This is a genomic window from Bradyrhizobium sp. Kon56 (genome assembly GCF_055807635.1).
In genome coordinates, this window is the sequence record NZ_JBVVOU010000004.1 from 243883 (window position 1) to 268726 (window position 24844).

Annotated in this window: 24 protein-coding genes; 16 read left to right on the forward strand and 8 right to left on the reverse strand. The window is 65.0% G+C overall.

All coding sequences use genetic code 11. The features are described 5' to 3' along the window. Positions 1-127: 127 nt before the first annotated feature. The 3 genes from AC0L3B_RS08895 to AC0L3B_RS08905 all read right to left on the reverse strand — a co-directional run bounded on the left by AC0L3B_RS08895 (position 128) and on the right by AC0L3B_RS08905 (position 3724). On the reverse strand, positions 128-1696 hold the full coding sequence (locus AC0L3B_RS08895) for a DUF4403 family protein (RefSeq protein ID WP_085349121.1): 1569 nt from the start codon (positions 1694-1696) through the stop codon (positions 128-130). 138 nt (positions 1697-1834) lie between these two features. Beyond that, positions 1835-2473, reverse strand: coding sequence for a Vgb family protein (locus tag AC0L3B_RS08900; RefSeq protein ID WP_085361435.1), 639 nt, complete (start codon positions 2471-2473; stop codon positions 1835-1837). Positions 2474-2503: 30 nt separating this feature from the next. Continuing rightward, positions 2504-3724, reverse strand: coding sequence for a helix-turn-helix domain-containing protein (locus AC0L3B_RS08905; RefSeq protein WP_473380302.1), 1221 nt, complete (start codon positions 3722-3724; stop codon positions 2504-2506). 147 nt (positions 3725-3871) lie between these two features. Between AC0L3B_RS08905 and AC0L3B_RS08910 the strand changes: the two genes are divergently transcribed. Both AC0L3B_RS08910 and AC0L3B_RS08915 read left to right on the forward strand, forming a co-directional pair. Then, positions 3872-4666: a DUF899 domain-containing protein gene (locus AC0L3B_RS08910; RefSeq protein ID WP_085385381.1), complete on the forward strand. Its 795-nt coding sequence runs from the start codon at positions 3872-3874 to the stop codon at positions 4664-4666. Beyond that, positions 4659-4952 (forward strand): hypothetical protein, encoded by a 294-nt coding sequence (locus tag AC0L3B_RS08915; protein ID WP_039798961.1) that lies wholly within the window; start codon positions 4659-4661, stop codon positions 4950-4952. The genes AC0L3B_RS08910 and AC0L3B_RS08915 overlap by 8 nt, the downstream gene beginning before the upstream one ends. Here AC0L3B_RS08915 and AC0L3B_RS08920 read toward each other — a convergent pair. After that, positions 4928-5338 (reverse strand): c-type cytochrome, encoded by a 411-nt coding sequence (locus AC0L3B_RS08920; protein WP_039799008.1) that lies wholly within the window; start codon positions 5336-5338, stop codon positions 4928-4930. The genes AC0L3B_RS08915 and AC0L3B_RS08920 overlap by 25 nt on opposite strands. A gap of 113 nt (positions 5339-5451) precedes the next feature. Next, positions 5452-6159, reverse strand: a complete 708-nt coding sequence (locus AC0L3B_RS08925; RefSeq protein ID WP_085385382.1) for a L,D-transpeptidase — start codon at positions 6157-6159, stop codon at positions 5452-5454. A gap of 273 nt (positions 6160-6432) precedes the next feature. Between AC0L3B_RS08925 and AC0L3B_RS08930 the strand changes: the two genes are divergently transcribed. The 3 genes from AC0L3B_RS08930 (at position 6433) to AC0L3B_RS08940 (ending at position 8989) form a co-directional block, all read left to right on the forward strand. Continuing rightward, positions 6433-7485 carry a glycosyltransferase family 4 protein gene (locus tag AC0L3B_RS08930; protein ID WP_247294938.1) on the forward strand — a complete coding sequence of 351 codons (1053 nt, stop codon included), beginning with the start codon at positions 6433-6435 and terminating at the stop codon, positions 7483-7485. Between the two features lie 30 nt (positions 7486-7515). Next, a complete protein-coding gene (locus AC0L3B_RS08935; protein ID WP_085349115.1) occupies positions 7516-8205 on the forward strand; it encodes a class I SAM-dependent methyltransferase in 690 nt (229 codons plus the stop codon). 124 nt (positions 8206-8329) lie between these two features. Then, entirely contained in the window at positions 8330-8989 is a 660-nt protein-coding gene (locus tag AC0L3B_RS08940; protein WP_085349114.1) for a hypothetical protein, read from the forward strand. 221 nt (positions 8990-9210) lie between these two features. Here AC0L3B_RS08940 and AC0L3B_RS08945 read toward each other — a convergent pair whose 3' ends face one another. Further along, the gene (locus tag AC0L3B_RS08945) at positions 9211-10875 is read right to left on the reverse strand and encodes an aminotransferase class III-fold pyridoxal phosphate-dependent enzyme (protein ID WP_473380303.1); all 1665 of its coding nucleotides are present in this window, start codon (positions 10873-10875) and stop codon (positions 9211-9213) included. Positions 10876-10910: 35 nt separating this feature from the next. Here AC0L3B_RS08945 and asd point away from each other — a divergent pair, with 35 nt between their 5' ends. Together asd and AC0L3B_RS08955 are read left to right on the forward strand one after the other, a co-directional pair. Then, positions 10911-11774 carry an archaetidylserine decarboxylase gene (gene asd, locus AC0L3B_RS08950; RefSeq protein WP_085349112.1) on the forward strand — a complete coding sequence of 288 codons (864 nt, stop codon included), beginning with the start codon at positions 10911-10913 and terminating at the stop codon, positions 11772-11774. Positions 11775-11841: 67 nt separating this feature from the next. Further along, complete coding sequence (locus tag AC0L3B_RS08955) at positions 11842-12408, forward strand: NUDIX hydrolase (protein WP_085349111.1); 567 nt, start codon at positions 11842-11844, stop codon at positions 12406-12408. Between the two features lie 189 nt (positions 12409-12597). On the opposite strand, the gene AC0L3B_RS08960 is transcribed toward AC0L3B_RS08955, so the two are convergent. Both AC0L3B_RS08960 and AC0L3B_RS08965 read right to left on the reverse strand, forming a co-directional pair. Beyond that, entirely contained in the window at positions 12598-13953 is a 1356-nt protein-coding gene (locus AC0L3B_RS08960; protein ID WP_085349141.1) for a FecR family protein, read from the reverse strand. 319 nt (positions 13954-14272) lie between these two features. Beyond that, positions 14273-15043, reverse strand: coding sequence for a DUF2147 domain-containing protein (locus AC0L3B_RS08965; RefSeq protein WP_018454209.1), 771 nt, complete (start codon positions 15041-15043; stop codon positions 14273-14275). Between the two features lie 193 nt (positions 15044-15236). On the opposite strand from AC0L3B_RS08965, the gene AC0L3B_RS08970 reads away from it, so the two are divergent. The 9 genes from AC0L3B_RS08970 (at position 15237) to AC0L3B_RS09010 (ending at position 24793) form a co-directional block, all read left to right on the forward strand. After that, the gene (locus tag AC0L3B_RS08970; protein ID WP_473380304.1) at positions 15237-16085 is read left to right on the forward strand and encodes a DUF2147 domain-containing protein; all 849 of its coding nucleotides are present in this window, start codon (positions 15237-15239) and stop codon (positions 16083-16085) included. Positions 16086-16390: 305 nt separating this feature from the next. Further along, the gene (locus AC0L3B_RS08975; protein ID WP_473380305.1) at positions 16391-17599 is read left to right on the forward strand and encodes an extensin-like domain-containing protein; all 1209 of its coding nucleotides are present in this window, start codon (positions 16391-16393) and stop codon (positions 17597-17599) included. 320 nt (positions 17600-17919) lie between these two features. Next, complete coding sequence (locus AC0L3B_RS08980) at positions 17920-19218, forward strand: M20 family metallopeptidase (RefSeq protein WP_204512084.1); 1299 nt, start codon at positions 17920-17922, stop codon at positions 19216-19218. Beyond that, on the forward strand, positions 19215-20054 hold the full coding sequence (locus AC0L3B_RS08985) for an ABC transporter permease (RefSeq protein WP_204512083.1): 840 nt from the start codon (positions 19215-19217) through the stop codon (positions 20052-20054). The genes AC0L3B_RS08980 and AC0L3B_RS08985 overlap by 4 nt, the downstream gene beginning before the upstream one ends. Positions 20055-20083: 29 nt before the next feature. After that, the gene (locus AC0L3B_RS08990; protein ID WP_026232686.1) at positions 20084-21091 is read left to right on the forward strand and encodes a taurine ABC transporter substrate-binding protein; all 1008 of its coding nucleotides are present in this window, start codon (positions 20084-20086) and stop codon (positions 21089-21091) included. Between the two features lie 62 nt (positions 21092-21153). Continuing rightward, positions 21154-22548 carry an amidase family protein gene (locus AC0L3B_RS08995; RefSeq protein WP_204512081.1) on the forward strand — a complete coding sequence of 465 codons (1395 nt, stop codon included), beginning with the start codon at positions 21154-21156 and terminating at the stop codon, positions 22546-22548. A gap of 32 nt (positions 22549-22580) precedes the next feature. Next, a complete protein-coding gene (locus AC0L3B_RS09000) occupies positions 22581-23321 on the forward strand; it encodes a Crp/Fnr family transcriptional regulator (RefSeq protein WP_085385389.1) in 741 nt (246 codons plus the stop codon). A 271-nt stretch (positions 23322-23592) separates the two neighbouring features. Beyond that, positions 23593-23781 carry a hypothetical protein gene (locus AC0L3B_RS09005; protein WP_085385390.1) on the forward strand — a complete coding sequence of 63 codons (189 nt, stop codon included), beginning with the start codon at positions 23593-23595 and terminating at the stop codon, positions 23779-23781. A gap of 226 nt (positions 23782-24007) precedes the next feature. Continuing rightward, entirely contained in the window at positions 24008-24793 is a 786-nt protein-coding gene (locus tag AC0L3B_RS09010; RefSeq protein ID WP_035968996.1) for a potassium channel family protein, read from the forward strand. The last annotated feature ends 51 nt before the right edge of the window (positions 24794-24844 follow it).

Below are 24844 nucleotides of genomic sequence, written 5' to 3' on the forward strand. Positions count from 1 at the left end.
CGCGTTGTCAGCCACAGTGCTGTCAGCACCCCGTCCCCGGGGTGCGAGGAACAGCTTAGCATCGTCCGACCAGATTGCCAGCGGCGCAAGCGACTGCGCGCACGGACCCGTCGGGAAAAGGCGCGCGCTACATCCCCGACAGCTTCGTCACGGATACATTCAGCGAGCCCCCGGCTTCCGCGATCACGCGCAGCGTCTTGGAGTCGAAGGCGATGTCGGCGAGGCTCAGGCTGTCGATCTTCGCCTCGACCTTGATGCCATCCTCGTTCTTCTGATAGTCGGCGATCGCGGCGGCGATCTTCTCGCGTGCGTTGGCGGCAATCGGTTTCAGATCGACCGTCGCTTTCTGCACCAGCGCCTGCTGCATCTGCGGCACCACCGCGCGCGCCGCGGCACCCAGCAGGCCGAAGGCCGCCTCGGATTCCACGGCGAGCTGGATGTCGGCGAGCCGCAGCGTCTGCTGCGCCTGGTCGAGCATCGGCCGGCCCCAGATGTGCACGGTCGCTTCGGCGCCGAGACCAAGCCAGCTCTTCTTCTCCTTGGCGCGCACCAGCAGCGAGATCAGGAGGCGCTCGCCCGACGGGATCACGTTGACGCTCTTGACGGTGACATCGACCGGGCCGGAGCCGTCCTCGGGATAGGTGTGGCCGACCATCTGCGCCGCGATGAGCTTGTTGATCTCGGTGAAGGGCACGTCGATCGGCACGCCAATGTTCACACCGGTGCCGGTCGGCGGCACGATCGAGATCTTGTCGGGGAACGGGCAGTCGGGCTTGGTCGGCGTCGAGATCACGCGCGTCTCGAGCTCGAGGCCAAGCAGCAGCGTCACGTTCTGTGCGTCGACGCGCGGCTGTGCCGCGATGGCGCGGGTCGGCTTCATCTCGAGCCAAAGCGGCGGCAGCGCGGCGGAAGACCCCGAGCCTTGCAGCGGGATCGAGCGGCAGGCCTTGGCCCATTGCAGCTTCGCGTTGTCCCGCAAGGTCGGATCGTTGCGCATGCGTTCGGAGACGGCGTTGATCTGTTCGCCGACGGTCTTGTCGATCAGCGGCTTCACCTGGGCAGGCACGTTGACCTTGGCGCCCGAAATGTTGAGGTTGGTATCGCCAAGATTGACCTGGGCGCCGAGATTGGGCTCGAGATGCCAGTTGGCGGCGAGCTTCGGCCGCGAGGTAACGACGACGTTGCCCTTGATCTCGGCGCTGGCGTTCAAATTCTTGATGTTGACCGCGCCGATCTGTTTCGCGGCATTGCCGCCGAGCACGCTGCCGAGCGCCTCGCCGAGCGCGCCGGTGGCTTTCGACGACAGCGAGCCCGTCACGTTCAGCTTGCCCGTGAGCGGCGTCGAGATCGTCAGCACGTCCTTGTCGCCGGCAGTCGCCATCGGTCCGCGTACCGCCGACCAGCCGATGTCGGCGTTCTCCAGGATTTGCGAGATCGGGTTCTCGGCCTTGCCGGCGAAATTGCGCGGAGCGGCCTTCTCGGCCTGCTCGCGGATCGCCGACAGCGCAATGGCGACCGGCGCCACCACGATCGAGCTCTTCGAGACCGGCGGCAGCGGCGGCAATTGCGCGACCGGCGGCGCGGAATTCGTCGCCCGCGGCGACAGCCAGTCCATCGCCTTCAGGCTGATGAAAAACGACGCCGCGAGCACCGCGACGGCGATCAGGACAGTTTTCAAGTTCAGCGTCAGTCGCATCAATCCCCCAGGCCGCCCCGGGGCAGAAGTCTACAGGGCAGGCAAGGAGGGCGCTAGAGCCCACCGATGGGGTGGAATTGGGGCAAACATATTAACGGCCGCGAACGCACCGTTGCCGCGCATGCGTCATGGCACACCCTAGCTGCGCCTCGGACGGCGCACCGCCCTCACATTGCCGCGATCTCCGCCACCGCAGAAGAAACGGTCGCCGCCATCGGACTCCAATCCTGACACCATCGTCCCGGCGGGCAGGTCGAGCTGCTCCAGCACCTTGCCCGTCTCGGGGTCGATCCGCCTGATGTCGCTGTCCTCGCCTTCCCAGGTGCCGTGCCAGAGCTCGCCGTCGACCCAGGTCACGCCGGTGACGAAGCGCTTGCTTTCGATGGTGCGGAGAATTTTTCCCGTCTGGGGATCGACCTGATGGATCTTGCGCTCCCGATACTGTCCGACCCAGAGCGAGCCCTCGGCCCAGGCCAGTCCGGAATCGCCACCGCCGCCGGGTGCCGGGATGGTGGCGAGCACCTTGCCGGTCACAGCGTCGATCTTCTGGATGCGGTCCTCGGCGATCTGGAACAGGTGGCGGCCGTCGAACGCCGTTCCCGCATGCGCGGCGACATCGATGGAGCGGGTGATGTTGCCGTCGGCCGGGTCGACCGCGTTCAATCTGTCGCCGGATGCGAACCACATAAGGCTGCCGTCATAGGTGACGCCGTGCACGGCTTCGACGCCTGCATAGGGCCCGTATTCCCTGACGATCTCGGCGGCTGAACGTTTCATCTGCTCGGTCCCTGCGGTGTGAATCCCACTTTACGTCTTCATGAGCGGTCCGGGGAGTAACAAGCCTGTCGGGAAACCCGGCACGGGCGGCGTCATCCAGCGCCGCGCCCGTCCGTGTCCGAAGGACTGCACCTTGTTCGATCGCGCCAGCTCTTCGAGGGCCCGTTGCACGGTGCGCGCGCTCGTTCCCAGCGCCAGCGCGAGCGCCGAACTCGACCAGGGCTCGCCATCAGAGAGGAAGGCGAGCACATTGGCGTGCTTCTCCTCGACGGGCCGTGCGAGGACGAGAACCTGCCGCGTGTTGCGCGGCGTCAGCGCAAAACCTTGCCTGGTCGCGCTGACGTCGGCCAGAGGCTTGAGCTTGGTGCGGAGCCGCCCGATTTCGACGCGCAGCCGGGCGCGATGCGATTCATCGACGTGCCTTGCCTGAAACGCTCCCGTGATCAACCCTTCCCGCGAGACATCGGCCGGCCAGGCCTGCGCCAGGATGCGCGCGAGCGCGAACAGCACCGGCCGCGTTCCGAGCGGCACGAGGATGCCTCGCCTGCGAACCGCGTGATGGAACGTGTCCACCACGAGCGCCTCCGATGTCACGAGGTCCTCGACCTCCTCGAGCAGTAGCGGCCGTTCGTGCCCGCGCGTGATCAAGCGCGCTGCGGGCGTGTCGAGCACGCGGCTCGTGCCTTCGACCTCCGCCGCAAGCGCGGGAATGCCGGCCTGTCGTGCTGCGCTCGCCGCGCGCCCGAGCGCCGCGCGCGCGTCTTTCGTTCGGAGCCGCCGGATGGCGATGCCGGCAATCACGAGCTCGCGGGCGACCTGCGCAGCCCGGGGCAGCGGTGTGGTCTTGATCTCGGCCAGCGTGCGCTCGGCCTCGTCGAGGCGCCCGAGAAGGAGAAGTCTGCGCGCCTCGATGTGACCCGCATGGGCCGCGTTGGCGAGGTCACCGTGGCTTGCGAGCGTCGCCCGCGCGGCCACGAGCGTGTTGGCCGGCCAATTCAGGTCGCGCGAGACGAGTGCGATCTCGGCCTCCGCGACGACGCATCTTGCCCGCGCGACCGCCTCTTTCGGGCCGAAGGCGCGTGCGGCACTGCGCAGCAACGTCTTCGCCTTGGCGAGATCGCCGAGTTGCGCCATCGCGATGCCGCGCAGCGCCAGCGAAGGTGCATCGTTGCGCAGCGCAACGCGGTTCAGCGCGCCGAGCGGATCGCCGGCTTGGAGCGCGCGCGCCGCGGCCGTGATCAGCGACTCCATTCAAATCCCGCCACACTTGTTACTCCCACCACGCAACCGTCCGGTGCGAGAGATCGTTGACGGCCGACAATGTGCGGCGAGGGACGAGCGGTTCCGCATCTCACACAGCGAGATACGGAACGGCCGCCCGGGAAAAGTTGGAGAGCCATGATGACATCAGCTGACAACGCAGGAAACAACGGACAAGCCGCCATGCAAACACCGCCGGTGGTGTCGCCGCAGGACTGGGAGGCCGCCCGTCAGCAACTGCTCGTGAAGGAAAAGGCGCATACCCGTGCCCGCGACGCCCTGGCCGCCGAGCGCCGGCGCATGCCTTGGATGGAAGTGACCAAAACCTATGCGTTCGAGGGGCCCGGCGGCAAGGTCAGTCTGCACGACCTGTTCCAGGGCCGGCGGCAGCTGATCGTCTACCGTGCGTTCTTCGAGCCGGGCGTGTTCGGCTGGCCGGATCATGCCTGCCGCGGCTGCTCCATGGTGGCCGACCAGGTCGCGCATGTCGCGCACCTCAATGCCCGCGACACCACGCTGGTGTTCGCCTCGCGCGCACCGCAGGCCGATATCAGCAGGCTGAAGCAGCGGATGGGCTGGACCATGCCATGGGTCACCGTCACCGACAGTTTCGATGCGGATTTCGGCGTCGACGAGTGGCACGGGACCAACGTGTTCTTCCGCGACGGCGACCGGATCTTCCGCACCTATTTCGTCAAGAGCCGGGGCGACGAGCAGATGGGCGGCACCTGGAATTACCTCGACATCACGCCGCTGGGACGGCAGGAGGTCTGGGAGGATTCGCCGAAAGGCTATCCGCAGACGCCGACCTACAAATGGTGGAACTGGCACGACAGCTACACCGAAGGTGCGGCGCCCGACAAGAGATGGGTCGAGATCTCGACCGCGGGCGAGAAGGCTTTTCGCGAGGAGGCGGCTGAAGGACGTGACTAGTCCCGTCAGCGCAATGGCCGGCGCGAGCCGCAACGGTGTGGTGGCCGCGCGCCACCTCGCCAGATGGTTGGGGCTGGCGGCGACGCCGACCTTCGCGATCATGGCCGTACTGACGGCCATGCTTGATGGCCCGGCGGACATGCTGTGTGGCTCCGGACATGGGGCGATGCTCGGCGGGATGGTGCCGATGTATCTGCTGATGAGCGCGTTTCATTCGGCGGCGTGGCTGAGGCTGATCGCAGATCGGCGGGGCCGGTGGCCCTACTGCGAAGCCGCCTGCAAATAGGCAACGATCTTGCCCGCTTCCTCCGCCGAGACGCCGCCATAGGGCTGCATCTTGTTGCCGGAGACGACCTCGTCCGGCTTGAGCATGAAGCGGGTGAGTTTGTCCTGGTCCCAGACGAAGCCGGCTTCCTTCATCGACGAAGAATAGTTGTAGTTCGGCAGCGCGCCGGCCTTGCGTCCGACGATTTTGTTGAGGTTGGGGCCCAGACGATTGTCGCCCTCTTTCACCGAGTGGCAGGTGCGGCAGGAATTGTTGAAGGCTTGCTGGGCTGCATCGTCGCTCCCCGGCTGCTGTGCGCGCGAGGTGGGCACGGTCAGCAGCAGTGCCACCGCGGCAGCGATCGCGCGCAGGCATTTGCCTTGCGGCGTTTGCGGACGTGATTGCATTCGCGCCTCCATCGGGGATCGCGCCGCAGCACGCGCGCGCATCGGTATGCAGAGGGCCAACGAAAACGGCCCCGGTGGGTTCCGGGGCCGTTTGCGTCACAATGTCCTGTCGCTTACCGCGTTGCGGCTCCGAGCTCTGCGCGGCGCTCCGTCATCGGCAGCACGATCACCTTGGTGCCGACGTTGACGCGGGAGTACAGGTCCGCGACATCGTCATTGGTCAGGCGGATGCAGCCGGAGGAGACGTGCTTGCCGATGGTGTCGGGTGCGTTGGTGCCGTGGATGCGGTAGATGGTGCCGCCGAGATACATGGCGCGGGCGCCGAGCGGATTGCCGGGACCGCCGGCCATGTGGCGCGGCAGATAGGGTTGGCGGGCGATCATCTCCGGCGGCGGGGTCCAATCCGGCCACTCCGCCTTCTTGGTCACCGACTGGGTGCCGGACCAGGTGAAACCGTCGCGGCCGACGCCGATGCCGTAGCGCATCGCCTGGCCATTGCCGAGCACGAGATAGAGATAGGTGTTGGGCGTATCGATGATGATGGTGCCCGGCGCCTCACGCGTCGCATAGGAGACGGTCTGGCGGCGGAAGCGGGCCGGCGTTTCGACCGCGTCCTGCTCCTCGGACGGCGCGGCCCGATAGGGCGTCGCTTGATAAGGCTGGTACGGCTGCGGCGCTGCGATCGGCGGCAGCGGCTGGAAGAAGGGGAAGAGCTGCACAGGCGCGGCCTTGGCCGGGCCGGCGAACGCGATCGCGGTGACAGCCACTGCGCCAAACGCAACGGCGCGCGAATAAGTCTTCAACGTCTCCAGATTGATCATCGGTCGCCCCTGTTTGCGCGGTGTTTCTTGGTCACCCGGCACCGTTGCGGTGCTCTGTTGCCTAGATCACTAACGGCAAGAAGTTTCGGGACGTTTGCGCGGAAAACCGAAAACGGTTTCATGGCGGAAAGGATTGTTTCATGACGGTTTCGTGGCTGCGCGGACCCGTTAACGAACAAAACAGCGGGCCGACACTTCCATGACGTCACACGCCTGAAATATCCGTGGTTGATGGTCCTAAGCCGAGAATCATAAAAATCTCGGGATTTCCCCATGCGGGTATTAATCGCGACTGACGCCTGGCATCCGCAGGTCAACGGTGTGGTGCGGACGCTGACCTCGCTGGCTGGCGCGGCCAAGGCATTGGATGTCGAGATCGACTTCCTGACGCCGGACGGCTTTCGGTCATGGCCGTTGCCGACCTATCCGGGGCTGCGCATTGCGCTGCCGAGCGGCAGGGAGATTGGGCGGCGGATCGAGAGGGCGGCGCCGGAGGCGCTGCACATCGCGACCGAAGGGCCGATCGGCTGGGCGGCGCGGGCTTATTGCCGTCGCAACCGGCTCGCCTTCACCACCTCCTACACCACGCGCTTTCCCGAATACGTCTCGGTGCGAACCGGCATCCCCGCGAGCGTCGGCTACGCCGTGCTGCGCCACTTCCACGATGCCGCCGCCATGACGATGGTCGCGACGCCCTCGCTGCGGCAGGAGCTGTCCGAGCGCGGTTTCAAGCGGCTCGGCTTCTGGACCCGCGGCGTGAACACCGAGCTGTTTCATCCGGACTCTCCAGCCAAGCTCGATCTGCCCGGGCCGATCTTCATGACGATGGGCCGCGTGGCGGTGGAGAAGAACCTCGAGGCTTTCCTCTCGCTCGACCTGCCCGGCACCAAGGTCGTCATCGGCGACGGTCCGCAGAAGGCCGGCCTTGAAAAGAAATTTCCCGACGTGGTCTTCCTCGGCGAGAAGAAGGGCGCTGACCTCACCGCGCACCTCGCCGCCGCTGACGTGTTCGTGTTTCCGAGCCTGACCGACACGTTCGGCGTGGTGCAGCTCGAAGCGCTCGCCTGCGGCACGCCGGTTGCGGCGTTTCCGGTGACGGGACCGAAGGACGTCATCGCAGATCATCCGATCGGCGCGATCGACCACGATTTGCGCGAAGCGTGCCTGCGCGCACTGACCATGTCGCGCGAGACCTGCCGCAACTTCGCGCTGGAGCGCTCCTGGGAAAACAGCGCGCGCCAATTCGTCGGCAACCTCACTTCACTTCAGCCCAGCCGCGTCTTGCGCGCCTCGCCTCGCATGGCGCGGCGGCCGGTGCGCGGCTGATCCCGTTCGACCACAGCGAGAACCTCATCGATGGCTAAGATCATGAACCTTGACGGCACCCAGCAGCTCGACCTCACCCGTGGCACGGTCGAGCAGGCCTATGATCGTTGGGCACCGGTCTACGACCTCGTGTTCGGAGGCGTGTTCGCAAAAGGCCGGCAGGCCGCGATCGCGGCCACCAACAAGATCGGCGGCCGGGTGCTCGAGGTCGGCGTCGGCACCGGCATCTCGCTGCCGCTCTACGCGCCGCATCTGCGCATCTTCGGCACCGACATCTCGGAGGCGATGCTCGACAAGGCGCGCCAGCGCGTCGTCGAGGGCGGCCTAGAGAACGTCGAAGGCCTCGCGGTGATGGATGCCGAGAAGCTCGAATTCCCCGACAACTCCTTCGACGTCGTGATGGCGCAATACGTCGTCACCGCCGTGCCGAATCCGGAAGTTGCGCTTGACGAATTCGCCCGCGTGCTGCGCCCGGGCGGGGAGCTGATCATCCTCACCCGCGTCAGCGCCGATACCGGCATGCGCCGCTTCATCGAGCAGAAGCTGCAGCCGGTGGTACGTCCGCTCGGTTTCCGCACCGCCGAGTTCGCCTGGTCGCGTTATGCCAAATGGCTGGCCGGTGCCGACGGCATCGAGCTCGCCGAGCGCCGCCTGATCCCGCCGCTCGGTCATTTCTCGCTGGTGCGATTCCGCAAGATCGACGTCGCCAAGGCGGCTTGATCCAAGCTCACGTAACCCGTGCGTCATCGCGCCGCTGCGCATCGTCACATGACAAAATGATGATGTCACACGGCCTACATCGAATCCCTGTAAATCCTGAACCCGAAAGCATTTGGGGGAGAGCATGATCAAGAACTATCTCGAGCAGCTGCGGATCCAGCGCTGGGACGACCATCGCTACTATCACCACAGCCGCATCAATCAGAGCCTGCACTTTGTCAGCGCGCTGAGCTTCCTGTTCGCCTATGTCTGGCTGTTCGTCGACCCCATGGTCTCCGCGCTGGTGGGCTGGCTGGTCTCGATGACCTCGCGCCAGGCCGGCCACTTCTTCTTCGAGCCGCATGGCTACGACCAGATCAACCAGGCGACGCACGAGCACAAGGAAGAGATCAAGGTCGGCTACAACCTTCGGCGCAAGGTGGTGCTGATGTCGATCTGGGCGCTGTCGCCGGTGGTGCTGTTGGTCGATCCGACTCTGTTCGGACTGTTCACGCCTTGGGCGGGCGCGACCGACTTCATGCGGCAAGTGGCCAAGATCTGGCTCGTCGTCGGCGGCGGCGGTCTCATGTTCCGCACGGTGCACCTGTTCTTCATCCGCGACGTCGAGACCGGTCTCGTCTGGATGACGAAGATCCTGACCGACCCCTTCCACGATTTGATGCTCTACCGCAACGCGCCGCTGGCGCTGATGCGTGGCGAGCTGATGGATCCCGGCCTGCATCTCAAGCCCGAGCACACGCTGGGCCTCATCGGTGAGCCCACGCTCGAAGAGCAGCACGCCTGAGCGCGCCGTTCTCACCAAGGCCTCCGATGTCTGATGGTTGCGTCATGCCCGGGCTCGTCCCGCCTGCGCGGCCGAAGCCGCTTCGGCGAGGCGAAGGCCCGGGCATCCACGTCTTGGAGGTCTCGCGCGGAGACGCGTGGCTGGCCGGGCATAGGCGAGCGGAAGCGACGCCGTCCTTCGGACGGCTGTGCCCGGCCATGACGCCGTTGGAGGAACCAGCCTCAGCGCCCGAAGCGCTTGGCCAGCATCTCTTTCAGGATCTGCCGCTTGATGGTCTTGTTGGTGAGGACGCCATCGTGCCACCAGAAGCCGTCGGCCTTCATCTTCTCGGCCGCGCGGACGAAACGCTCGGCGACCTCGGTGAAATCGGCGTCGGTGTAGTTCAGGCTGAAGATCAGCCTGCCGGTGCCGACCCAGCTCAAGGACAGGCCTTCAGCGCGCAGGTAATATTGCAGCATCCAGTTGTAGCGGGACGGCGTGGTGTATTTCACCGTCCAGATCGACGAGAAATTTGCAAACCGCACCGGCAGGTCGGCATCGCTCATCATTCGGTTGAGCTTTTGCGCGCGGCCGTTCCAGGTCTCGTCCAGTCCGTCATAGACGGCGCGGAAATTCGGGCTGGCGAGCCGGCTCAGAAACTCGTCCATCGCCGTCATGACGTAGGGGTGCGAGTTGAAGGTGCCGCGGGCGAAGCAGACGTCGGCGGGGCGGTCGTCGCGGAAGCGGCGCATCAGCTCGCGTTTGCCGCAGACGACGCCGACCGGCAGGCCGCCGGCGAGGCTCTTGCCGTAGGTCACCATGTCGGCCTTGATGCCAAAGTATTCCTGGGCGCCGCCGGCAGCGAGACGGAAGCCGACGAAGACCTCGTCGAAGATCAGCACGATGCCGCGCTCCGTGCAGACGTCGCGCAGCTTCTTCAGCCATTCGGTGTAGGCGGCGCGGTCGAAATTGCCGCCGCGGGAGGAATCAACCAGCGAGGAATCGCCGGGCGCGTTGCCATTCGGATGCAGCCCCTGCAGCGGATTGACCAGCACGCACGCGACGTCCTTGCGCGTCCGCAGCACGTGCAGCGTCTTCTCCGACATCTCGGCGAGGGTGTAGGTCTCGTGCGCGGGAATCGGATTGCCGACGCCGGGCTGCACGTCGCCCCACCAGCCGTGATAGGCGCCGGCGAAACGGACCAGATGCGTGCGCCTGGTGTGGTAGCGCGCGAGCCGCACTGCCTGCATCACGGCCTCGGTGCCGGACATATGGAAGGACACTTCGTCGAGGCCCGAGATCTGGCACAGCCGCGCCACGTTCTCGAGGATGACAGGATGGTAGGGTCCGAGCACCGGCCCGAGCGCATGCGCCCGCTTCTCGGAGCCCTCGATGCACTCCTTGTAGAAGTCGTTGCCGAAGATGTTGACGCCGTAGGACCCCGTGAGGTCGTAGGAGGTGTTGCCGTCGACATCCGTAATGGTGACACCGCGCGACGACTCTACGAATGTCGAAGTGCCCAAATGCTCGCGGACGAGACGCGAGAACTGGAATGGCACGCGGTATGTTTCGGTGAAGTGCAGGTCGGAGATCTTTTCCGCCGCGTCCTTCGTCATCGCGCGGCCCTTGGGGTAGCGCTCGGCGTAGAGGCTTGCGAGGCGGAAGAAGCCGTCCCTGCGCAGGCCTGCGATGTTCGCCGGCGCGCCGTCGCAGGCGAAGTACGCATCGCCTTCGAATTCGTAGAACGGAAGCAGCTTTGCCACCCGGCGGGACATCTTGGAGTGCCCGGCGAGCGAGCGGTGCTTGGCGCGGGACAATTCGATCCGCGCCTTGATCTTCGGGAAGGCGGCGGCAGCGGACGCTGCGGCGGCCACGGACAAAGAAAGAATCGGGAGTGTCGTTTCCATGACAACAAGCGCTAATACTGTGAGCTGACAGATTCATGACAGTCAAAGCCCTCATCGCCTCTTTCACCCAGCAGGAAGACCTCAACTTCCTGTTGACCAACCGCATCCCGCGCGCCGCGTTGACCCGGTTCATGGGCTGGTTCTCCAAGATCGAGAACCCGCTGGTGCGGGACGGCTCCATCGCGCTGTGGAAGCTGTTCTCCGACCTCGATCTCACGGAGGCGCGCAAGACCCATTTCCGGAGCCTGCACGACTGCTTCACCCGGGAGCTCAAGCCTGGCTTGCGGCGCTTTGATCCGGACCCCTCCATTGTCGCCAGTCCGTCCGACGGCATCGTCGGCGCCCATGGCCGGATCGCCGATACCGAGCTGTTCCAGGTCAAGGGCGCGCCGTACTCGCTGCTCGATTTGCTCGGCGATTCCGTGCTGGTCAACCAGCACCGCAACGGCTCCTTCGTCACGCTGCGGCTGACCTCGAGCATGTATCACCGCTTCCACGCGCCCTTTGACGCGCATATCGAACGCGTCACGCTGATCCATGGCGATGTCTGGAACGTCAACCCGATCGCGCTGAAGCGGGTCGAGCGTCTGTTTTGCAAGAACGAGCGCGCGGTGATCCGCACGCATTTGTCCACCGGCGAAGCTGTGACGCTGGTGCCGGTCGCCGCGATCCTGGTGGCAAGCATCCGCCTGCACTTCCTCGACATGGTGCTGAATGCGCAGGCCAGGGGGCCGGTCAATTTTCCCTGCGACGTCAACGTGAGCAAGGGCGAGGAGCTCGGCTGGTTCGAGCACGGCTCGACCATCATCATTCTCGCGCCCGGCGATTTCACCTTCTGCGACGGCATCGCCGAAGGCACGCGCATTCGCGCAGGTCAAGCGTTGCTGAGAAAAAACTAGCCTTCAATCCGCCGCGGCGGCCGCTTATATCGTCGGTGGGGACGTTTCTACGAGGACGGATTGGGTGATGGCACGGGCGCCGGTCATGGCGGCGGGTGGTATTGTGCTGCAGCGAGGTGCGTCGCCGCTGATTGCCGTCGTGCGCCAGCGCAAGCGCAACGAATGGGTTTTGCCCAAGGGCAAGCTCGACGACGGCGAGACGCCGAAGCAAGCTGCGCATCGCGAAGTGCGGGAAGAGACCGGCCACGACGTCGCCATCCACGAATTTTTGGGTACGCTCGTCTATCAGTCAGGTGGCCGCTCCAAGGTCGTGCATTTCTGGCGCATGGAGGCCGAGGGCGGTCCCGTCCGCAAGCTGATGAACGACATCAAGGCGGTCGACTGGCTGCCCCTGGAAGACGCGCTCGCGCGCCTGTCGCGCGAGTATGAGCGCGTGTTCCTGACCCAGGTTGGCCCGATCGCGCTCGCGGCGGCGGGGCTTGCATCTTCGCCTGCGCCCGAGCCGCCACCGCTGGCGACCGACGATGTCGATGCGGCTTTGCAGACACTGACACCGGCTGAAGCAGCCTCGGTGGGCGAGTTGCGGCACGGTCTGTTGCAGAAGATGAAAGCCTGGCTACGCGGAGAGGCGTGAGTTTTCTTCACCTCGCCCCGCGTTGACGGTGCACCCTCGCCCCTTGTGGGAGAGGGTGGCTCGCCGCGAAGCGGCGAGGCGGGTGAGGGGTCTCTCTCCACGCGTGAAGCTGTCGATGAGTTTTCGCCGATAGAACCCCTCATCCGGCGCTTCGCGCTACCTTCTCCCACAAGGGGAGAAGGAAGAAAGTCACCGCCGCTCCTTCTCCTTCGGAACTGGCGCTGGCCGTCGCGGCGCTGCGGGGCGTTGTGCGGCGGGGAGGCGCTGCTGGAATCCGCCCGGGCGTTGCAGGCCCGGCTGTTGAGCAGCGGGCGGCTGGCCGGGTTGCATGCCGGTGCGCGGCAGTTGCGGCTGCGGACCGGGCTGCTGTTGCGTTCCGCCCGGCTGCGGCGGCGCGACTCCGCCGGGCTGCGTCGGACTCTGTCCACCGCGTCGCGGCCGGGTTTGCGGGGTGCCGTCAGGCTGCGTGCCTTGACCGGCGCGCGGTGGGCCTGCCGGACGTCCCGCGCCTTGTTTCTGGCCTTGTTGCTGCTGACCCTGACCTACGCGCGGCGTACCGGGCTGCACGGCGCCACCTTGGCCCGGCGCTTGGCCCTGCCGCTGCGGCTGTTGCGGCTGTTGTCCTGGCGCCGTGTTCGGCCGCAATTGTTGCTGTTGCGGCGGCTGGAACGGCCGCGGAATGCGCGGGCTCGCGGTCGGATTGGCGCGGCGGAAGTCGCGCTGCTCGGTGACGATCTGCCGGCCCGTGGTTTGCGCCAGATGCACCTGGCTGACGAAGCCGCGGTCGCGCGCGATCTGCTGTGCGGGAATCGTGATCGGCACCGCGGCAAAGCGCATGACGCCGGCCGCGGCTGCGCCCGGCCGGATCGCAAAACCGCTCGCGCCTTGCGTCAGCGCGCCGAGCCGGGTCCCACTTGTGCGGTCGTCGACGTCGATGTGTCCGACCCGGCCATCGGCGTCGGGATAGAGCTTGATGTTGACGTTGTTGGTCTTGTTCGCGGCCGCGCCTTCCGGCACCTCGACCACGCCCGTGGTGCCGCGGATGCCGAGCGTGGCCGTCGGCGTCGTGATCTTCATGTCGCCGGTCTTTGCCACCGCCGCCGCGACGAAGGCGACCGTGCCCTTGCCTATGTCGAAGATGCCTGCGTTGTGCTTGCCGCCGTCCTCATAGACGTAAGTGTCGATGGTGATCTTCGTGCTGGCGGAGAGGTTGAACGTGGTCGCGTCGTCGAAGGTGATGCCGAGCGATGAGTTCGACGAAGTCTGCACGACGTCGTTGAGATAGATGTCGTCGCGCACGCGCAGCGGATAGGAATTTTTGTCGCGGATCACGGTCGCGATGCCCGTCACCGTCGCAACGTTGCCGATCGGCTCGACGGCAGCGGGCTGCGCCTCGGTCGCGGGAGCGGGTGAAGCCGATGGCGTCGGCGAAGGGGCGGGCGACGGCTGCGCTTCTGGCTGCGCCTGCGCAAGCTCGATCGCATCGAATCCGAACGCAACGCTCGCGCCGGCCGGCGGCGACGCCAGCAGCACAAGCGCGAACATGAAGCGGCGCCAGGCCACGGTAAGAGTCACGAAGAATCCCGGTGAGAGATCGACCGATATCAGCCGCGTACAGCTGAACGGCGGATGAATGTCTATCGCACGGAGGCGGTGAACGTTCAAACGGTACGCGATGCTAGCTTGCGGCCAAGCCTCTCCACCGTCATGGCCGGGCTTGCCCCGGCCATCCACGCCTTGAAGCGCGGGACTAAGAACGTGGATGCCCGGGCCTTCGCCTCGCCGAAGCGGCTTCGGCCGCGCAGGCGGGACAAGCCCGGGCATGACGAAGAATGTGCATGTGTTGGAGACGACGCCTGCGGCGTCAGCTCACGCGCTTCCAGGTCTGGCCGCCGCAGAACATGCCGCCGAAGGCGCAGCCCTGCACGCGCATTGCATTCGGGCCCTTCATCGCGATCGTCGAGTCGTAATTGCGGCCGGAGTCGGGATCGTGGATACGGCCGCTCCACTTCGCGCCGTCGGGCTTCATGTTGATCAGGATGCGCTCGTTGGTCTTTGCGGCGTAGCCGCAGAGATTGACGCCGCACTGTTCGACGCGGACATTGCCCTTGTTCTCTTCGGTGGCCCAGACGCCGATCGGTGTGTTGGCAACCGCGACAGGCGCGGCGGGCACCGGGGCCGGAGCAACCGCGACCGGCGCGGGCGCAGGAGCGGGAGCCGCAACGGGCGCGGTCTGCGTCGTGGCGTCGTAACCGACGGACGGAACAGCGGCAACCGTCGTGCTCGGTGCTGCGATAGCGGGCGCTGCCGGCGCAGTCGCCTGCACCGGGGGCTGCTGCACGGGATGCTGCTGCACCGGAGCCGGCGCGGGCTGCGCGGTCGTGGCAGGAGCCGGCGTGGTGTCGACGTCATCGTCTTTGGAGCCAAGACCCTTGAGGTTGATGTTGTTCAGCTTGATCGGCTTGTCCGAGAGGCCCGGCGCGACGATGGTCACGCAATTGAGCGAGGCGCAGTTGCGTGGCGTCTCGATGCGGATGTTCTGGCCTTCGATCTGGAACGAGATCGCATTGCCGGCATGCGCGGCGGCGGTGGACGCGAGGAAGAGGGCGGTGGCGGCGATGGTGAGCTTGTTCATGACAACCTCCGAAGATGTGTGGTCCCGATGGGACTGAAGTCGCGGGTGGATGAAGCGTGGTTCGACCCTACGCCGGGCTGGCCGGACGTTCTGTGATAGACGTCACAACGGCTCGCCGCGGCTGGGTGACGCAGCGCACATTCGGTCGCGATTCCATTTGCGTAACGTCGTCGCCACACAGAGGGAGGCGCCGATGACGCGGGTTGTGACTTCGCTTGGCACATTGATCGCGCTGCTGGCGATTGCGCCCGCAGCCGAGGCCGGGTCTTACGCGTTCTCGATTGGCGGTCACCGATTTCAGGTCGAGGCGCCCAGGAATTGCCGATCGGCTTCCTGTGTCTCGGTTTCCTCCCATCGCAGCTTTCGGCCTGACGTCGACACGACGCCAGCCCCTGCGCCGGTGCTTCCGCCGCCGCAGCCGCTCTATCCCGTGGCTCCGGTCAGGCCAGCGCAAGCGATTGCGGTCGCGCCTGCGACGGCGCAGACGGCTCCTGTCCTTGCCTCAACGACCTCGCAGCCAATTGTCCTGCCGCAGGCGCCAAGCTCCAATCCGCCACGGGTGGAGCTACCGCAGACGGATCCGCCGAAGACCGTCGCGCTCGATCCGCCGCGCATGGAGGCACCCGTCGTCGCGCCAAGGCCGCAGCTCGAGCAGGCCGTGACGAGCCCTGAGCGCGGCGACGACGAACTCTCCTATTTGCCGCTCGGCGAATGGGAGAGCGCAGGCGCCAAGGGCACGGTCCGCATCGAACGCTGCGGTCCTGCACTGTGCGGCTTCGCGCTGACTGAAGCATCGACCAGGGGCGAGAGCGTGCTCGTCAACATGAAGCCGAAAACGCACGACGTCTGGACCGGCAACATCTACAGCCGCTCCAGCGGCAGTACCTATTATGCGAGGATGACGCTGAAGAGCTCCGGCAAGCTTCACGTCGAAGCCTGCGCACTGGGCCATTTCTGGTGTTCCGGCAACGACTGGACGCGAGCCGAAGAGCGGCCGGAGAAGCTGATCACGACGTCGCGGCAGTGGAGCGCGCGGTCGTAAGGGAAGCGTTCGATACCTCCGGCTGAAGCCGCTAGATCATGCCTAGCACGATGGCACCGACAAAGGCCATGGCGAGGTACGCGGTGATAACGCTCAGTCTCCCGGCGAACGTCATGAGGTCGCTCCCGCTGTCGCGCCGCCTTGCGCGAGAGGATCATGGTTAACAGAGAGTCTCTTTTCGAAAAAGTCAGCCTTGCTGTCGCTCGTCACCGGCAGCGCTCCTGCTGGCGCCGGCCGACATGGTTAAAGAACACTGAAATCAACACGTTGAAGAGTCTTTAAGTAAATTCACCGAACGTGCGTGCATGACGCGCGGAGTTCGTTTGTATCTCGTCGGCTCCATCGTCCTTGTTTCGTTAGCGGGTTGCGGACGCGGCGTCTTCCAGGCCGAACGTGAACCGTGGCGGGCCGAGGCCGAAGCCGCATGCCTGAAATCAGGCGCGGTGAAAGAAGGGCCGGATCTCGTCCGCATCGACCCGATTTCCGGGCCGGGCATGTGCGGCGCGGAGTTTCCGCTCAAGGTCGCCGCCCTCGGCGAAGGCTCGAGCAGTTACGGCTTTGCCGATGAGGATTTGCGGCCGCCCGGGAGCGTCGGCAACCAGCCGCGCTGGCCGGTGACGCAGCCCCGATCGAATTACCCGCAAAGCCAGAACTATCCGCAAAGCCAGAACTATCCGCAACGCTCGAACTATCCCGAGAGCGCGGTGCGGCAGCCTTCCGGCTATGGCGCTTCGCCTGGCCCGATGCCGTTGAATGCGCCCGGCGTGGCGCAGCAGGAGGACGAGATCGATTTGCCGCCCGAGGGCACCGATGCCGCGGGCGCGTCGCGCTACATGAATGCGCCGAGCTATCCAGCGCGGCCGGCGCCGTATTCGCAGGCGCCCGCGCAGCAACCGCCGCCGCGTCTTGGTCCGGCACGGGGCGATCCCGTCACCGCCGTCGGCCCTGTTGCGATCAAGCCGGTTGCGACGCTGGCCTGTCCGATCGTATCCGAGCTCGACCGCTGGCTCGCCGACACCGTGCAGCCCTCGGCGATGCGCTGGTTCGGCACCCGCGTCGCGGAGATCAAGCAGATCTCCGCCTATTCCTGCCGCGGCATGAACGGCAATTCGCATGCCCATATTTCCGAGCACGCCTTCGGCAATGCGCTCGACATCGCCGCCTTCGTGCTCGCCGACGGCCGCCGCGTCACCGTGAAGGATGGCTGGCGCGGCATGCCGGAAGAGCAGGGATTCCTGCGCGACGTGCAGTCGGGCGCGTGCGTGCATTTCACAACGGTCCTGGCGCCGGGCTCGAACGTCTATCATTACGATCACATCCACGTCGATCTGATGCGCCGCGCCAGCCGGCGCCTGATCTGCCAGCCCGCCGCAGTTTCCGGCGAAGAGGTCGCCGGGCGGGCGCAGCAGCGCAACCCTTACGCCAGCAGGCGCGATCCCACCATCACGGGCTCGCTGGGTACGCGCAAGAGCACGCTGCGCAAGCACGAAGAGGACGAGTACGCCGACGATTGAGGCTTGCGCATGATCCGTAGCCTGGATGGAGCGAAGCGCAATCCGGGGACGGCGTTCCCGCATTCCGCTTCGCTCCATGCGGGCTACGACCCCATGCCGGCCCGCCTCGCGCTGAGCCCTGCCTGTTCAGTCGACGCCGCGTCTTTGGCAGAGCGCATCTCGGGCGCAAAAATTTGCGCACGCGCAAATCTCGCCTAAGCCATTGAAATCATCAATACAATCCTGCCGTGACGGGCTTGTCCCGCAGTTGGCACGGTCGCTGCAATGAGGAGGCCGCCACGAAGCGGCGCTGCCGGCGCCGTGAGCCAGCGGATCCCGTCATGCAGATGCCTGTCAGCCCTCCTTATTCGGATATCGAACAGCGCGTGCTGTCGCGCATCACTGAGGAGCGCTGGCTTGAACTGGCATCCGAGCTGATCCGCACCGGCCAGCCCCGTTCCGGCAATCCGCTGGATCCCGACTTGCCGCCCGCCGAGGAAGAGGCGATCTCGATGCTGGTCGCGGGCAAGCTCGAAGCGCTCGGCATGGAGGTCACCAAGCACAGCGCGCAGCCGCATCGGCCGAACGTGCTGGGCGTGCTCAAGGGACGGGACGGCGCCCCCTCGCTCATTCTCAACGACCACCTCGACACCTATCCGGCCGTCGAGCCCGAGAAATGGCACATGACGGATTTCGATCCGTTCAAGGCGACGCGCCATGGCGATCTGCTCTACGCGCGCGGCACGTCCGACACGCGCGGAAACCTCGCTGCATCCTTGCTCGCAGTGCAGGCCCTGACCGAAGCGGGTGTGAAGTTCGATGGCACCTTGATGTGCTGCTACACCGTCGATGAGGAGCGGAACGGCACCGAGGGCTCCATCTACATGCTCAACAAGGTCGGCCTGACCGCCGATTACGAGATCACCGCCGAGCCGACCGCCTGGGGTGACGTCAACAAGGACTGGGGCATGAACCTGTCGGTGGCCAATTCCGGCCACTGCCTGATCGAGCTCACCGTTCACGGGATCAAGTCGCACATCTGGCGACCGGACATCAGCGTCAACGCCATCATGGAAGCGGCAAAGCTGTTGCCGAAACTGAAGGACATGGCGTTCACGCATGTCCCCAGCAAGTTCATGGGACATACGCCGCCCTGCTGCGCCGTGGTGCGCATTCGCTCCGGCCTGCCCGGCGAGATGCAGTTCTCGCCGGATGCCTGCACCATCACGCTCGCCGTGGTCGGCATCGTGCCCGGCATGACGCTATCGAGCGTGATTGCGGACATCGAGCGTCTCGGACGGGACACTTTTGCCGGCGTGAACGACGTCAAGGTGGAGGTGCGCCAGGTGCCGGGCTCGCTGTTCGTCAACGCGACCGAACCGGTGCCGGTCGAGGAGGAGCCCTGCCGCTCCTTGCGCGCGGTTTACCGGCGTCTGATGGGCCGCGAGCCCGGCGTCAACCGCAAGAACGCCTTCAACGACACGATCCGCTTCCGCGAAGCCGGAATCAATGCGGTGACATTCGGTCCCGGAGAAGACGGCTGGGCCGTCGACAACGAGAACATCTCGATCACCAAGTCGGTGATGGCGACGCGGATCTACGCGCTGACCATCATGCAGATCCTGGGAGTGCGGACATGAGCGTCGAGGCGACCCACATGACGATTCCAATCTCGCCGGATCGCACGCGACGCGGCAGCTTGCGGCTGTGGCTTCCGAAGGTCTCGCGATCGGTGCTGCTCTCGACGCTGACCGTCGCCGTGCTGCTGGCCGGCTGGGCCATCGTCACGGAGATAGGCTGGGCCAACGAGCTGTTCCTGCCGAAGCCGCAGGCAGTCTGGGCCGCGTTCGTTAAGACGATGACAAGGGGATATCAGGGCGCGACGCTGCTTCAGCATCTCGGCGCAAGCCTCTATCGCATCCTCACGGCCTTTACCCTAGCCTGCCTGATCGGCATCCCGCTCGGCGTCCTGATGGGCGTGTCGCGCAATGCGCGCGCGCTGCTCAATCCGCTGATCGAGTTCTACCGGCCACTGCCGCCGCTCGGACTTTATACGCTGCTGGTGATGTGGCTCGGCATCGGTGAGAGCTCGAAGCTGTCGCTGCTGTTTCTTGCCGGCTTGCCGGGCATCGTCATCTCGACGATCCAGGCCGTCACCAGCGTGGACCCGGTCTATGTGCGCGCCGCCCAGTCGCTCGGCGCGACCCGGCGCCATTTGCTGTTTCACGTCTATTTGCCGGCGGCGGGACCGCTGATTCTGGCCGGCATGCGTATCTCGCTCGGATTCACCTACACCGTTCTCGTCGCCGCCGAAATCGTCGCCGCCTCCGCCGGCATCGGCTGGATGATCTGGGACGCCGCGAAATTCCTGCTCTCCGACGTCGTGATCATGGGGCTGATCGTGCTCGGCCTCACCGGCGTCGTGCTCGACCTCATGATGCGCGGCATCGCGAAACTGTTGATGCCGTGGGCCTGAATCCAATTCTGATCGTAGGGGAGACCTCCATGAAGAGACTGATTGCGACGCTCGCGGTAACCACGTTGGCGCTCACGGCCGCAGTCCGCGCCGAGGACAAGCCGGCGAAGGTGACCGTCGGCTATCTGAACCTGGTGAATGCGCAACTGGTCACCAAGCATCTTGGCCTGCTCGCCAAGGAGATGCCGGGCGTCGACATCAAATACGTCAAGATCGGCGGCGGCGGCGACATGCTGCGCGCGATCGCCGGCAGCGACGTCGACTTCGGCGGCCTCGGCAACCCGCCGACCGCGATCGGCGCGACGCGCTCCCTGCCGATCAAGGGCATCCTGGTGATCAACATGCTCGACTACGTCGAGTCGATGGTGGTCCGCGCCGACAAGAACATCACCTCGCTCAAGGACCTCAAGGGCAAGACGGTGGCGGCGCCGTTCGGCTCCACGACGCACTACCTCCTGCTCCAGGCGCTCAAGGAGGAGGGTGTCGATCCCGCCTCGATGAAGATTCTGGACCTCGCGCCGTCGGACATCGCGGCGGCCTGGCTTCGCGGCGACATCGACGCGGCCTGGTTCTGGGAGCCGAATCTCGGCAAGGCCGTGAAGAACGGCGGCAAGATCCTCGTCACCTCGGGCGAGATGGCCAAGCGCGGCTACCCGACCTGGGACATCGGCGTCGTCATGAATGCGTTCGCGGAGAAGTATCCATCCTACGTCGACAAGTTCATCAAGGCCGAATGCGAAGGCATCGATTTCTGGCTGAAGAACCCGGAGAAGACTGCCGAAATCATCGCGGAAGAGCTTTCGCTGCCTCTCGAGGACGCGCAGCGAATGATGAAGGGCACCGGGATGATCCCCTGCAGCACGCAGCTCACGGAGGAGTATCTCGGCACATCCGCGAAAAAGGGCAAGTTCGTCGACACGCTGATCTCGACCGCCGATTTCCTGGTGAAGCAGGAGCGCCTGCCGAAGCTGCTGCCGCGCGCCGACTTCGAAGCCTTCATCCAGCCCGCCTATCTGGAGAAGGTGATCGGCCGCTAGGATCGCTGCCGGCGGGCTTGTCCCGCCGGCGCATTGCCAATCCCCGCACGTACGTGACCGACATGAATATCGCACCTCGCCACCTCCGCGCCGCCTATCGCCGCGGTGAGCTCAAGCCGTCCGATGTCGCCGCGCATGTGCTTTCGCGCCTTGACGACGCCGACCAGAGCGGCGTTTGGATCTCGACGGCAAATCCCGAAAGCGTCATGGCAAGGGCGTGCGCGCTCGATGCCCGCATTGGCGAGATCGGCGAGCTGCCGCTCTACGGCCTCGTGTTCTCGGTCAAGGATTGTATCGATGTGGCCGACGAGCAGACCACCTCGGCCTGCCCGGAATTCGCCTACACCGCGAAAGACACGAGCCCGGTTGTTGCCGACGCCATCGCCGCCGGCGCGATCTATCTCGGCAAAACCAATATGGATCAGTTCGCGACCGGCCTCGTCGGCGTGCGCTCGCCCTATGGCATCGCCCGCAACCCGCACAACCCCGACTACATCCCCGGCGGCTCCAGCTCGGGGGCAGCGGTATCGGTCGCGACGGGCACCTCGTCCTTTGCGTTCGGCACCGATACCGGCGGATCGGGCAGGGTGCCGGCGTCCTATTGTGGCGTGACCGGCTTCAAGCCGGCGCCCGGCGCCTTCAGTCAGCGCGGCATGGTCTACGCGTGCCGTAGTTTCGATACCATCTCGCTCTACACGTGCGATCCCCGCGATGGCCACGAGATCTATCGCGTGTTGGCGCGGCGCGATGTCGAGGACTGTTTTTCACCGGTGGATTCCGCCGGATGGACGGAGCAGGCATCTCCGGCGCGGCCGCTCAACATCGCAACGCCGCGTCCGGATCAGCTCAGGTTCTTCGGCAATGCGGAGACGGAGGCGCTGTTCGGCGATGGACTCCGCAAGCTGCGGCAGCTCGATCTGTCGGTCGCATTGGTCGATTTCGCGCCGTTCATTTCGGTCAACGATTTGATGTTTTTCGGACCTTTCCTCGCCGAGCGGGACGTGTCGGTCGGCGCATTCCTCGACGCCAACCCGGAGGCGGGCGTGAAGATCGTGCGCGACCTCGTCATCGGCAGCCGCAAGTTCACGGCGGCCGACGCCTATCGTGCGCTCTACAAGGTCAAGGAGGTCCAGCGGTCGCTGCGCGATTTCTGGCAAGTTCATGATGCGCTGGTCGTGCCGACGGTCGGCACCGTGCTGAGCATCGACGACGTCGCGCGCGATCCGCTGACGGCCAACTTCAACAACGGCTATTACACCAACTACGCCAACCCGCTTGGGCTGGCCGCCATCGCCGTTCCGAACGCCGTCACCGCAGCCGGCGTGCCCTATGGCATCACGTTCCTGGCGCCGGCCGGCCGGGAGCGCCTGCTCACCGATCTGGCTTGCGCTTTCATGGGGGCTTCGGCCGAGCCAGAACATCTGCGCCGCGTTGCAATCCGAGCGGAGACCTCCTAGCCTTCGAGCCGTCACTCGAAGGGAGACCGATCGTGGGGCGCAGCGATGCGCATGAGGTGGCCGATCCAGCTGAGCCGCGCGCCGAACTGCCACGGCCCGGGACCGGACGTTATGTGCTGAAGGCGTTGGACAAGCCCGATCTGGAGCTGGTGATGCGAACCGGCAGGCTCGCGACCTACCAGAACCGCGAATATCTGCTGCGCGAGGGCGAGCCCGCAAACGGCATCCACATCATCCTGAACGGGATCGTCGAAAGCACCCATGCCGGCACGCAGGGGCGCGAACTGATGCTGTCGACCTGGGAGGCCGGCGACTTCGTCGGCGCGCCCTATATCCTCGGCGATCACCGCCACAGCTGGTCGGCCCGCGCGCTCGGGCGCGTCGAAGCACTGCATCTCGACCAGGATGCGGTCCGCCGGTTGATCGCGCAGTCGCCGCCGTTCGCAGTCGCGCTGATCGAGTGCCTCGGCTTCAAGGGCGAGACCTATTCGATGCTGGCGCAGACGCTGGCCGGGCAGAAGGCGGCGGAACGGTTGGTGCTGCTGCTGGTCAAGCTGTGCGAGAACGCGGCCCAGGACGAGAGCGGCCCGATATCGCTCGGCCGCATCACGCAGGCCAATCTCGCGCGCATGATCGGCGCGACGCGCCAGTCGATCAGCCTGATCCTCAGCCGCCTCCAGGACGACGGCATCATCTGGACCGGCCCGACCAAGATGGTCGTCAACGATCTCGCCGCGCTCCGCAAGCAGGTAGCAGTAGGCGTGGACCAGTAGGGTCAGCTTACCGACGCAACGGAAGTCTCCGCCTTGAGCATGATGAGCGCTTGTGACCGGAGCGCACATGCTGCTTGTAATCTTCGATAGTCCTTTAGCGCACAGGAACTGCGCGGCTCGTCTGACATCAGCTTTGGGCCAGCAAACGCACTAGCTTCAACCGAACTGGAACAATCTCCAAGCGATCCGGTTGAAGTTTGTTATGGCCAATCTGGGACAGGCACGGATTAGTCCTGGAGAAGCGTGTTGTTTATCAGGAAAGGTGCTTCACATGGATGACGAACGAAAATCGTCAAAAGCTGGGGAACGCGCCGCTGAAGGCCTGCGCGAGGCGGCTGCTAAGGACGAAGCGAAAAACGAGAGCAAGACGGGACACGATTTAGCGAAGGGCGCTGACCGCTTCGAAGAACGCTCCAAAAGCTCGGATGGAAGAAGCGCGGAAGAGAAACAAAAAGGGTGAATGTCTACAGCAGATCCGGCGCTGCGTTTCAGTGGAAGAAAGCAGGCGAACTTGGAGCCGATAGCATCGAGGTTGTGCCGACGACAATCCATCCCGGTAACAGCCACCTGACGCTTGTGCTGCGGACTGTCACGGAAGCGTCGACTAGCTCGAACTCGTCGCACTGACTTAGATCTCCCAGGGCGCGAGGTTGTCCCAGCTGCTATCATCTGTGCAAACTGCGAGCATGGCAGCTGTGAACCACACCTCCCTGAGAAGCCGCGTCCGTCGCCTCTACGAGGGTACAACGCCCAGCGCCGTTGGTTTCCGCTATGCTTTGCTCGCGTTTGATGTTGTGACCATACTGTTCATCATCGGGACGTCGTTCCTGCACCCCAGTGAGATCATCGAAACCTTCGACCTGCTATTCGGCGCAATGATATTGGCCGATTTTTCAGCACGGCTACTCGCCGACCGGCATCCGCTTCGAAAGTTCGGCCGCCTCTCGACATGGGCTGACATGGTCGCCATCGTTTCATTCCTGGCGCCCCTGGCTGGCGAGGCTGGCGGCTTTCTGCGGATTTTGCGGACGCTGGGACTGCTTCGTGACTACCAGATGCTCGCCAGGTTGCGCATGGATTCGTCGTTCTTCCGTCGCAACGAGGAGGTCATCTTTGCCGTCACCAATCTTGCGGTTTTCATATTTGTCATGACGGGGATAGTCTACGAGACCCAGAAGTTTCGTAACGATCAGATTCGGAATTATGCTGACGCGCTGTATTTCACTGTGACCGCGCTGACGACGACTGGCTTTGGCGATATCACCCTGCCAGGCACAATAGGTCGTTTGATAACCGTCGTGATCATGATTTTCGGCGTAACCCTGTTCTTCAATCTTGCGCGCGCATTGTTGAGTCCGAACAAGGTCAGATTTCCTTGCCCAACTTGCGGACTGCAGCGGCATGAGAGCGATGCCGTGCATTGCAAAGCATGCGGCGCTGTTCTCAATATTCCCGATGAAGGTTTGGCGTAGCTGTTGCTACCTCGGCGATCGAAACGTATTGCCATCATCAGAATCTGTGCC

What these genes read in the sequence shown, in the direction of transcription:
- AC0L3B_RS08895 (WP_085349121.1), bottom strand. Translation starts at nt 1,696, where the DNA reads ATGCGACTGACGCTGAACTTGAAAACTGTCCTGATCGCCGTCGCGGTG.
- AC0L3B_RS08900 (WP_085361435.1), bottom strand. Translation starts at nt 2,473, where the DNA reads ATGAAACGTTCAGCCGCCGAGATCGTCAGGGAATACGGGCCCTATGCA.
- AC0L3B_RS08905 (WP_473380302.1), bottom strand. Translation starts at nt 3,724, where the DNA reads ATGGAGTCGCTGATCACGGCCGCGGCGCGCGCGCTCCAAGCCGGCGAT.
- AC0L3B_RS08910 (WP_085385381.1), top strand. Translation starts at nt 3,872, where the DNA reads ATGATGACATCAGCTGACAACGCAGGAAACAACGGACAAGCCGCCATG.
- AC0L3B_RS08920 (WP_039799008.1), bottom strand. Translation starts at nt 5,338, where the DNA reads ATGCAATCACGTCCGCAAACGCCGCAAGGCAAATGCCTGCGCGCGATC.
- AC0L3B_RS08925 (WP_085385382.1), bottom strand. Translation starts at nt 6,159, where the DNA reads ATGATCAATCTGGAGACGTTGAAGACTTATTCGCGCGCCGTTGCGTTT.
- AC0L3B_RS08930 (WP_247294938.1), top strand. Translation starts at nt 6,433, where the DNA reads ATGCGGGTATTAATCGCGACTGACGCCTGGCATCCGCAGGTCAACGGT.
- AC0L3B_RS08935 (WP_085349115.1), top strand. Translation starts at nt 7,516, where the DNA reads ATGGCTAAGATCATGAACCTTGACGGCACCCAGCAGCTCGACCTCACC.
- AC0L3B_RS08940 (WP_085349114.1), top strand. Translation starts at nt 8,330, where the DNA reads ATGATCAAGAACTATCTCGAGCAGCTGCGGATCCAGCGCTGGGACGAC.
- AC0L3B_RS08945 (WP_473380303.1), bottom strand. Translation starts at nt 10,875, where the DNA reads ATGGAAACGACACTCCCGATTCTTTCTTTGTCCGTGGCCGCCGCAGCG.
- asd (WP_085349112.1), top strand. Translation starts at nt 10,911, where the DNA reads ATGACAGTCAAAGCCCTCATCGCCTCTTTCACCCAGCAGGAAGACCTC.
- AC0L3B_RS08955 (WP_085349111.1), top strand. Translation starts at nt 11,842, where the DNA reads ATGGCACGGGCGCCGGTCATGGCGGCGGGTGGTATTGTGCTGCAGCGA.
- AC0L3B_RS08960 (WP_085349141.1), bottom strand. Translation starts at nt 13,953, where the DNA reads ATGTTCGCGCTTGTGCTGCTGGCGTCGCCGCCGGCCGGCGCGAGCGTT.
- AC0L3B_RS08965 (WP_018454209.1), bottom strand. Translation starts at nt 15,043, where the DNA reads ATGAACAAGCTCACCATCGCCGCCACCGCCCTCTTCCTCGCGTCCACC.
- AC0L3B_RS08970 (WP_473380304.1), top strand. Translation starts at nt 15,237, where the DNA reads ATGACGCGGGTTGTGACTTCGCTTGGCACATTGATCGCGCTGCTGGCG.
- AC0L3B_RS08975 (WP_473380305.1), top strand. Translation starts at nt 16,391, where the DNA reads ATGACGCGCGGAGTTCGTTTGTATCTCGTCGGCTCCATCGTCCTTGTT.
- AC0L3B_RS08980 (WP_204512084.1), top strand. Translation starts at nt 17,920, where the DNA reads ATGCAGATGCCTGTCAGCCCTCCTTATTCGGATATCGAACAGCGCGTG.
- AC0L3B_RS08985 (WP_204512083.1), top strand. Translation starts at nt 19,215, where the DNA reads ATGAGCGTCGAGGCGACCCACATGACGATTCCAATCTCGCCGGATCGC.
- AC0L3B_RS08990 (WP_026232686.1), top strand. Translation starts at nt 20,084, where the DNA reads ATGAAGAGACTGATTGCGACGCTCGCGGTAACCACGTTGGCGCTCACG.
- AC0L3B_RS08995 (WP_204512081.1), top strand. Translation starts at nt 21,154, where the DNA reads ATGAATATCGCACCTCGCCACCTCCGCGCCGCCTATCGCCGCGGTGAG.
- AC0L3B_RS09005 (WP_085385390.1), top strand. Translation starts at nt 23,593, where the DNA reads ATGGATGACGAACGAAAATCGTCAAAAGCTGGGGAACGCGCCGCTGAA.
- AC0L3B_RS09010 (WP_035968996.1), top strand. Translation starts at nt 24,008, where the DNA reads ATGGCAGCTGTGAACCACACCTCCCTGAGAAGCCGCGTCCGTCGCCTC.